Origin of the sequence: Rhizobium aethiopicum (assembly GCF_014197535.1) — a bacterium.
Lineage (GTDB): Bacteria > Pseudomonadota > Alphaproteobacteria > Rhizobiales > Rhizobiaceae > Rhizobium > Rhizobium aethiopicum_A.
On the sequence record NZ_JACIFV010000027.1, the window covers coordinates 80,658 to 88,952 of the forward strand.

The 8,295-nt window shown below is 61.0% G+C and carries 7 protein-coding genes; 6 read left to right on the forward strand and 1 reads right to left on the reverse strand.

Annotation, left to right across the window (positions count from 1 at the left end; all coding sequences use genetic code 11):
- The first annotated feature begins 58 nt into the window (after positions 1-58).
- The 5 genes from GGD53_RS26685 to GGD53_RS26705 all read left to right on the forward strand — a co-directional run bounded on the left by GGD53_RS26685 (position 59) and on the right by GGD53_RS26705 (position 4,110).
- On the forward strand, positions 59-913 hold the full coding sequence (locus GGD53_RS26685; RefSeq protein ID WP_184459741.1) for a transporter substrate-binding domain-containing protein: 855 nt from the start codon (positions 59-61) through the stop codon (positions 911-913).
- 81 nt (positions 914-994) lie between these two features.
- Positions 995-1,714 carry an ABC transporter permease gene (locus GGD53_RS26690; protein WP_184459742.1) on the forward strand — a complete coding sequence of 240 codons (720 nt, stop codon included), beginning with the start codon at positions 995-997 and terminating at the stop codon, positions 1,712-1,714.
- A complete protein-coding gene (locus GGD53_RS26695; protein ID WP_184459743.1) occupies positions 1,714-2,454 on the forward strand; it encodes an ABC transporter permease in 741 nt (246 codons plus the stop codon). Before GGD53_RS26690 ends, GGD53_RS26695 begins: the two co-directional genes overlap by 1 nt.
- Positions 2,451-3,218 carry an ABC transporter ATP-binding protein gene (locus tag GGD53_RS26700; protein WP_184459744.1) on the forward strand — a complete coding sequence of 256 codons (768 nt, stop codon included), beginning with the start codon at positions 2,451-2,453 and terminating at the stop codon, positions 3,216-3,218. The genes GGD53_RS26695 and GGD53_RS26700 overlap by 4 nt, the downstream gene beginning before the upstream one ends.
- A gap of 34 nt (positions 3,219-3,252) precedes the next feature.
- Complete coding sequence (locus GGD53_RS26705) at positions 3,253-4,110, forward strand: transporter substrate-binding domain-containing protein (protein WP_184459745.1); 858 nt, start codon at positions 3,253-3,255, stop codon at positions 4,108-4,110.
- A gap of 79 nt (positions 4,111-4,189) precedes the next feature.
- Here GGD53_RS26705 and GGD53_RS26710 read toward each other — a convergent pair whose 3' ends face one another.
- Positions 4,190-6,502 carry an NADP-dependent malic enzyme gene (locus tag GGD53_RS26710; protein WP_184459746.1) on the reverse strand — a complete coding sequence of 771 codons (2,313 nt, stop codon included), beginning with the start codon at positions 6,500-6,502 and terminating at the stop codon, positions 4,190-4,192.
- Positions 6,503-6,737: 235 nt separating this feature from the next.
- On the opposite strand from GGD53_RS26710, the gene GGD53_RS26715 reads away from it, so the two are divergent.
- A complete protein-coding gene (locus GGD53_RS26715) occupies positions 6,738-8,177 on the forward strand; it encodes an FAD-binding oxidoreductase (RefSeq protein ID WP_184459747.1) in 1,440 nt (479 codons plus the stop codon).
- Positions 8,178-8,295: the final 118 nt, after the last annotated feature.

Here is an 8,295-nt window from a genome sequence, read left to right on the forward strand (position 1 = left end):
CGCAGCCATACTGCAGAACAAACAGGCGGCCATTTGGTCGCCGAAAGGGGAACAGAAAATGAAGAATAGACATCTGCTTGCCGCTCTGTTCGGCGCCATTGCCTCACTGACTTCGTTCACTGCCAGCGCCAAGGACTGGACCCATGTCAAGGTCGGCATCGAAGGCGCTTTTCCGCCCTGGAACCTCATGGATTCCAGCGGTAAGCTGGCCGGCTTCGACGTCGATCTCATCAGTGACCTCTGCAAGCGCGCCAAAGTCGACTGTGAACTCATAGCAGGCGAATGGAACGCAATGATCCCCAGCCTTAATGCGGGCAAGTTCGATCTGGTGATGACCCTTGGCATCAACGAGAAGCGCAAGCAGGTGGTCGATTTCACCGTACCTTACGCGAGCGGGGTCGCTAGCTTCCTGCTTCTGAAGGATGGGCCGGTGTCTCCTCTGCCGATGAACGGCGAACGGCTGAATTTGAACGACAAGTCCAAGGCCGATCCGGTGATGGCCGAAATCGGCAAGGTCCTCAAGGGCAAGACGGTCGGTGTCGTTCAGTCGACCAGCCAGGAGCAGTTGATCACCGGCTATTTCGGATCCGATATAACGGTGCGCGCCTATAAGAATTCCGGCGAGCGCGACCTCGACCTGAAGGCCGGGCGCATCGATGCCGCCTTCGATAGCGGTGTTTACGAAACCTCCGTGCTCGGCAAGCCCGGCAATGAGGATCTGATGATGTCCGGCCCGCTGGTGAAGGGCGCGATGTTGGCAACCGAAGTTGCACTCGGCATGCGCAAGGGCGAGACCGATCTAAAGGTCAAATTTGACGGCGCAATCAGGCAGGCCGCCAAGGACGGTACGATCAGGCAGCTCTCGGAAAAATGGAGCAAGATCGACCTGACTCCCACCTTCGACGCTCATTGAGCGCCCTTTCGGCGCATCACGCTCAGCCGAGGCTATGACAATGTCAGTTGCTGCAAAAACATGCTCTCCAGGAGCGGCATCATGAACCAGCCTGGTTTCTTCGAGCTTGCCGGTTTCGGCCCGGATGGCTGGGGCCATGCTCTCCTAGCCGGAGCGTGGATGACCATCCTTGTTGCAATCGCCGGCTATGCCGTCGGCGCCTGTATCGGGACCCTTGGTGCATGGGCCAAGATTGCCGGCAACGGCTTTGCCAGGGCGACCGCCGATGCTTATACGACGGTGCTGCGGGGTATCCCCGATCTGTTAGTGATCTATCTCTTCTATTTCGGCGGCAGCGCCGTGGTCACGGCGGTGGGCAGGCTTTTCGGCGCCGAAGGTTTCCTCGGCTTTCCGGGCTTTCTTGCCGGCTCCCTTGCCGTGGGCGTAACCTCCGGCGCACAGTTCACGGAAGTGCTGCGCGGTGGTTTCAAGGCGGTCCATCCGGGTGAGATCGAGGCGGCCATCGCCTGCGGTATGCCGCGCTGGCTTCGTCTGCGGCGGATCATTGCCCCGTTAACCCTGCGTCATGCGCTTCCCGGTCTTGGCAATGTCTGGCAGGTCGTCCTGAAGGAGTCGGCACTGGTATCGATCACCGGTGTCGCCGAACTCTTGCGCCAGGCCCAGGTCGGCGCTGGATCGACCGGGCTGCCATTCGATTTCTACCTGATCGCCGGCGCGATCTACCTGATGATCTCGACAGTTTCGAGCCTCGTCATCCGGCAGGCGGAGCGGCGCCTGTCGCGCGGCGTGAGGGGGGCGTGATGGACTGGTCCTTTCTCCAGGAAACATTTGTGAGCCTGGTCGCCGCAATTCCGCTGACGATCGAGCTTGCCGTGACATCGATCTGCCTCGGGGCCATTCTGGCGCTGTTGCTAGCGCTTGCCCGCCTCTCCGGTGTTGCAGTGCTGGACTGGTTCGCACGGCTCTATGTCTTTGTCTTCCGCGGCACGCCGCTGTTGGTGCAGATATTTCTCATCTATTACGGTCTCGGTCAGTTTCCCGCCATACGGCATAGCATCTTCTGGCCGTTTCTCCGCGATCCTTACTGGTGCGCGGTGCTGGCGCTGACCTTGAATACCGCCGCCTACGCCAGCGAGATCATTCGCGGCGGGCTGCTCTCGGTACCGCACGGTCAAATCGAGGCTGCCCGCGCCTGCGGCATGCATCGTTTCCTGATATTTCGCCGGATCGTCCTGCCGCTGGCAATCCGTCAGGCATTGCCCGGATACGGCAACGAGATGATATCGATGGTCAAGGCGACGTCACTTGCCTCGATTATTACGCTGATGGAAGTAACCGGAGTTGCCGCGAAGATCATCTCCGAGACCTATCGGGCAATCGAGGTCTTCGTCGTCTCGGGAACCATCTATCTCGCTCTCAATTTCTTGCTGACACGTCTCATTCAATTTGCCGAATACAGGCTCAGCGCACATTTGCGCGCGCCTCTTCCCGTCACCCGAGAGAGTGCCGTTGCGGCGACCCCTGCAGGAGAACATCGATGACGGCTACACCAATCGCCCTCAGCGTGCGCGACATGCACAAGAGCTTCGGGCCTGTACAAGTGATCAAGGGCATCTCCCTTGACGCTTTGGAAGGCGATGTCGTCTCCATTGTCGGTTCGTCCGGCTCCGGGAAATCGACATTCCTGCGTTGCATCAATCTGCTGGAAACGCCGGATTCCGGTGAAGTGACCGTTGCCGGCGAAACGATCTCGATGCAGCGCAGTGCCGGCGGCGCACACCGGGCGGCGAATCGAAAGCAAGTCGACCGTATCCGCTCCCAGCTCGGAATGGTGTTCCAGAATTTCAATCTCTGGTCTCACAAGACGGTCCTCGAGAACCTTATCGAGGCGCCGATCCATGTCCAGCGCCGCTCGCGCGCCGAATGCATCGAGGAAGCCGAAGCATTGCTCGCCAAAGTCGGCATTGCCGACAAACGCAATTTCTATCCCGCTCATCTTTCCGGCGGCCAGCAGCAGCGCGCCGCCATTGCCCGCGCGCTCGCCATGCATCCCAAGGTGATGCTCTTCGATGAGCCGACGTCGGCACTCGATCCGGAGCTTGTGGGAGAGGTTCTGCGCGTCATGCGCGCCTTGGCAGAGGAAGGACGCACCATGCTGGTCGTCACACATGAGATGGGATTTGCGCGCGACGTCTCCAGCCGCGTCGTCTTTTTACACAAGGGCGTGGTCGAGGAAGAGGGCAGACCTCAGGAGGTCTTTTCGAATTCGAAGTCGGAGCGCTTCCGCAAGTTCATCAATCAATAGTTCATCAGGCTCAATCAAGAAGGGGAACTCAAGTATGAAATACCTGACCGCAATCATGGCCGCGATCACTATGGTCGCCACCTTAGCCATTTCGACGGCGGCACGCGCCGAGGAGAAGAACTGGACCCATGTGACGATTGCGACCGAGGGAGCGTTTCGGCCGTGGAACTTCACCAAGGCAGACGGTAGCCTTGACGGTTACGAAATCGAGCTGATCAAGTATTTCTGCGCTCATATGAAGGTCGAATGCACGACCGTGATCCAGCCTTTTGACGGCATGATCCCGGCCCTCAATGCTGGAAAGTTCGACGCAATCATTTCGGGGATGTCTGCAACCGCCAAGCGCGAGGAGGTCATTGCCTTCAGCGATTCATACGGCACGACGGGTCAGACCTTTGCGACATTGAAAGACTCCCCGCTTGCCAATCTGCCTTTGAAGGGCGAGGTATTTTCGCTCGCCACCGATGAGGCTGGCGCTGTGGCCGCGCTGAAGCAGATCGAGCCGTTGCTCAAGGGTAAGACAATCGGCGTGCAGACTGCATCGATCGCCGCAACCTTCCTCGACAAATATTTGAAGGGCGTCGTTGATATCCGTGAGTACAAGACGACGGAACAGCATGATCTCGATCTTAAAGCCGGTCGCGTCGACCTCGTCATGGCGTCCATGGCATATCTTTCGACAGCGGCGGCAAAGCCGGGCAACGAGGATTTGATCGTCACTGGCCCTCGTTTCCAGGGCGGCATGCTCGGGCGAGGCAGCTCGGTTGGTCTGCGTAAGGAGGATACCAAACTCAAAGCTATGTTCAACGACGCGATCGCAGCAGCCAAGGCGGACGGCACGATCGTCAAGCTATCGCAGAAGTGGTTCGGCTTCGACGTTACGCCCAGGTAAAACGCCGCAGGATGCCAGCACTTGCGAAATATCTCGGCGAGTGCTGGTTATCCGTGAATCTCCTGGTCGCAAAGCCGGCTTATGCCGGCTGCGATGCCTCGACGACGGCAAGCGCCGCCATATTGACGACGCCGCGCGAGGTGACCGAGGGAGCGAGAATGTGGGCGGGCAGGGCGGCGCCGAGTAGGATCGGGCCGACATGCAGTCCATCCGTCATCGACTTCACCACGCCGAAGGTGATGTTGGCGGCGTCGAGGTTCGGGAAGACGAGCAGATTCGCCTCGTCATGCAGCGTCGTATCCGGCATGACCCGCTTGCGCAGCGCTTCGGTGATGGCGCTTTCGCCGTGCATTTCGCCGTCGACTTCGAGATCGGGCGCGGTTTCGCGAATGAGTTGCAGGGCGTTGCGCATCTTGGTCGCACTTTCGGATTCGCGCGAGCCGAAGTTGGAGTGCGAGACGAGGGCGGCGCGCGGCGTGATGCCGAAGCGGCGAATTTCCTCGGCCGCCATGACAGTCGCCTCGGCAACTTCCTCCGCGCTCGGGTTGAAGGTCACGTAGGTGTCGGTGAAGAAGGTGGCGCCGCGCTGCGAGATCATCAGGCTGAGCGCCGAGAAATCGCGGACATCCTTGCGCTTGCCGATGATCTGGCGCACGTCGCGCAGGTGTTTCTCGTAACGGCCTTCGAGGCCGCAGATCAGCGCATCGGCCTCGCCGCGCTTCAGCGCCAGCGCGCCGATGACGGTCGTGTTGGTGCGCACGATAGTGCGGGCAGCTTCCGGGATGACACCGCGCCGGCCGACGAGTGAGAAATAGAGATCGACATATTCGCGGAAGCGCGGATCGTCTTCCGGGTTGATGACCTCGAAATCCTGCAATGGCCGGATGCGCAGACCGTAGCGCTTGAGGCGTGTCTCGATGACCTGCGGGCGGCCGATCAGGATCGGTTTGGCCAAACCTTCCTCAAGCAGCACCTGGGCGGCGCGTAGCACGCGCTCATCCTCGCCTTCGGAGAAGATGACGCGCTTTCGCTCGGCGGCCTTTGCCGCAGTGAAGATCGGCTTCATGACGAAGCCGGAGCGGAAGACGAAACGGTTCAGCTGATCGAGATAGGCGTCGAAATCCTGAATTGGTCGGCGCGCGACGCCGCTCTGTTCAGCGGCCTTGGCGACTGCTGGGGCGATGCGCAGGATGAGGCGCGGATCGAAGGGGGAAGGGATCAGATAGTCGGGGCCGAAGACCGGGGTCTCGCCGGAATAGGCCCGGGCAGCGACATCGGAGGGTTCTTCGCGGGCAAGCGCTGCGATGGCGCGCACGGCGGCCATCTTCATTTCCTCGTTGATCGTCTCGGCGCCGCAATCGAGCGCGCCGCGGAAGATATAGGGGAAGCAGAGGACGTTGTTGACCTGGTTGGCAAAATCCGAGCGGCCGGTGCAGATCATCGCGTCGGGGCGGGCGGCGCGGGCGAGATCCGGCATGATCTCCGGCGTCGGATTGGCAAGCGCCATGATCAGCGGCTTGTCTGCCATCTGCGCCAGCAGCTCCGGTTTCAGGACGCCGGCGGCCGAGAGACCGAGGAAGACATCGGCGCCGCCGATATTTTCGGCGAGCGTGCGCGTGTCGCTCTTCTGGGCATAGACGGACTTCCATTCGTCCATCAGTTCGGTGCGGCCCTCGTAGACGAGGCCTTCAATATCATGAACCCAGATGTTTTCGCGTCTAGCGCCGAGCGTCACCAGCAGATTGAGGCAGGCAAGGGCGGCCGCACCGGCGCCAGAGGCGACGATCTTGACGTTCTCGATCGCCTTGCCGGCAAGTTCCAGACCGTTGAGGATCGCGGCAGCGACGATGATCGCGGTACCGTGCTGGTCGTCGTGGAAGACCGGGATTTTCATCTTCTCGCGCAGGCGCCGCTCGACCTCGAAACATTCCGGCGCCTTGATGTCTTCCAGGTTGATGCCGCCAAAGGTCGGCTCCAGCGAGGAAACGGTCGCGACCATCTGCTCGACGCTCGCGGCGTCGATCTCGATGTCAAAGACGTCGATACCGGCGAATTTCTTGAAGAGCACGGCCTTGCCCTCCATGACCGGCTTCGAAGCCAGCGGTCCGATATTGCCGAGACCGAGAACGGCGGTGCCGTTGGAAATGACGGCGACGAGATTGGCGCGCGAGGTATATTCGGCGGCCATCTCCGGATTGTCGCGGATGGCAAGGCAGGGGGCTGCGACGCCAGGCGAATAGGCAAGCGCGAGGTCGCGCTGGTTGCCAAGCGGCTTGGTCGCCTGGATCTCCAGCTTGCCGGGGCGGGGATAGCGGTGGAAGAAGAGCGCCTGCTCGTCGAGATCGCCGCCCGGCAGGTTCTTGTCCGTCTTGGATTTATCCTGGTGATCCATTGCCGCCTCCGTGCACGTCTTTTTCTGGAGTTCCCTCCATACATCAATCGGATACGGCCGACAGTATGGAAATGAGGGCTGGGAGAAGTTTTCGCGAGACGGGCGTGTCCCACAGCGGGCCGGCCGAGTATCGGCATCGCCGGTACTAATCCTTTTGGAAAACTTGTTTGACGCCCCCTGCGAGCGCAAGATGCCGGCCGCGACGGTGCGGGGCGCCGGTCGCATGGAGGAAATCATGGACAATTTGAACCTGACGACCCTGCAACGGGATCAGACGATGGTCAATGACGCGGCCATGGATGCGTTTGCCGCCGGTTTTCGCGGCAGTCTCCTGACCAGCAAAGACATGAATTACGGCGAGGCGCGGGCGATCTGGAATGCGATGATCGATCGCCGGCCGGGTCTGATCGCGCGCTGCGCAGGGGCGGCTGATGTCGTGCGCGCGGTGCGCCTTGCACGCGATAACAATCTGCTCGTTTCGGTGCGCGGCGGCGGGCACGGCATTGCCGGCAATGCCGTCTGCGAGGGGGGTGTCGTCATTGATCTGTCTCCGATGAAGTCCGTGCGGGTCGATCCCGAGACGCGTCGCGCCAGGATCGAGCCGGGCGCTACGCTCGGCGATGTCGACAAGGAAACGCTGGCCTTCGGGCTGGTGCTGCCGACCGGCATCAACTCCACGACCGGCATAGCCGGCCTGACGCTCGGCGGCGGCTTCGGCTGGCTCACGCGCAAATTCGGGCTGACCCTCGACAATCTGATTTCGGTCGATGTGGTGACGGCCGATGGCGAACTGGTGAAGGCGAGCGAGACCGAACGGCCGGACCTGTTCTGGGCCCTGCGCGGCGGCGGCGGCAATTTTGGCGTCGTCACCTCCTTCGAATTCCAGCTCAACCCGCTCCATCCCGAAGTTTTCGCCGGACTGGTCGTGCATCCCTTCGCCGATGCGGAAAACGTTCTCAGGGAGTATCGCGAGGCGCTGGAAACAGCACCCGACGAGCTGACCTGCTGGGTGGTGATGCGCCAGGCGCCGCCGCTGCCGTTCCTGCCGGCCGAATGGCACGGCAAGGAAATCGTAGTGCTCGCCATGTGCTATTGCGGGGACATGGTGGCGGGCGAAAAGGCCGCAGCCGGATTGCGCGGGATCGGAAAACCGATCGCCGACATTGTCGGCCCAATGCCGTTCGTCGGCTGGCAACAGGCATTCGACCCGCTTCTAACGCCCGGTGCTCGTAACTATTGGAAGAGCCAGGATTTCACCTCCCTTTCCGATGCGGCAATCGAGGTTCTCATAAATGCGGTGCGGACGTTGCCAGGGCCGGAATGCGAAATATTCATCGGCCATGTCGGCGGCGCCGCCGGCCGCGTGCCGACCGAAGCCACGGCATTTCCACAGCGCAGTTCGCATTTCGTCATGAATGTGCATGCGCGCTGGCGGGAGACCGAGATGGACGGAAGCTGTATCGGCTGGGCGCGCGAGCTCTTCGAGGCGACCAAGGCGCATGCTGTGGGCACTGCCTACATCAACTTCATGCCGGAGGACGAGACCGATCGGGTGGAAATGGCTTACGGGGCCAATTATGCGCGCCTTTCCGAAATCAAGCTGCGCTACGATCCCAACAATCTGTTCCGGATGAACCAGAACGTGAAGCCGATGGCGGCCGTGCGAGCTGCGTGAAGAGCGTAGAAGACCCCGCCCCAAACCCCTCCCCACAAGGGGCAGGGCTGTCCGGGGAAATTGTCAGGCATAAAAGAAAGCCATTTGGTTTGGCGATGTTTTGGGTTTTGGCCGGCTT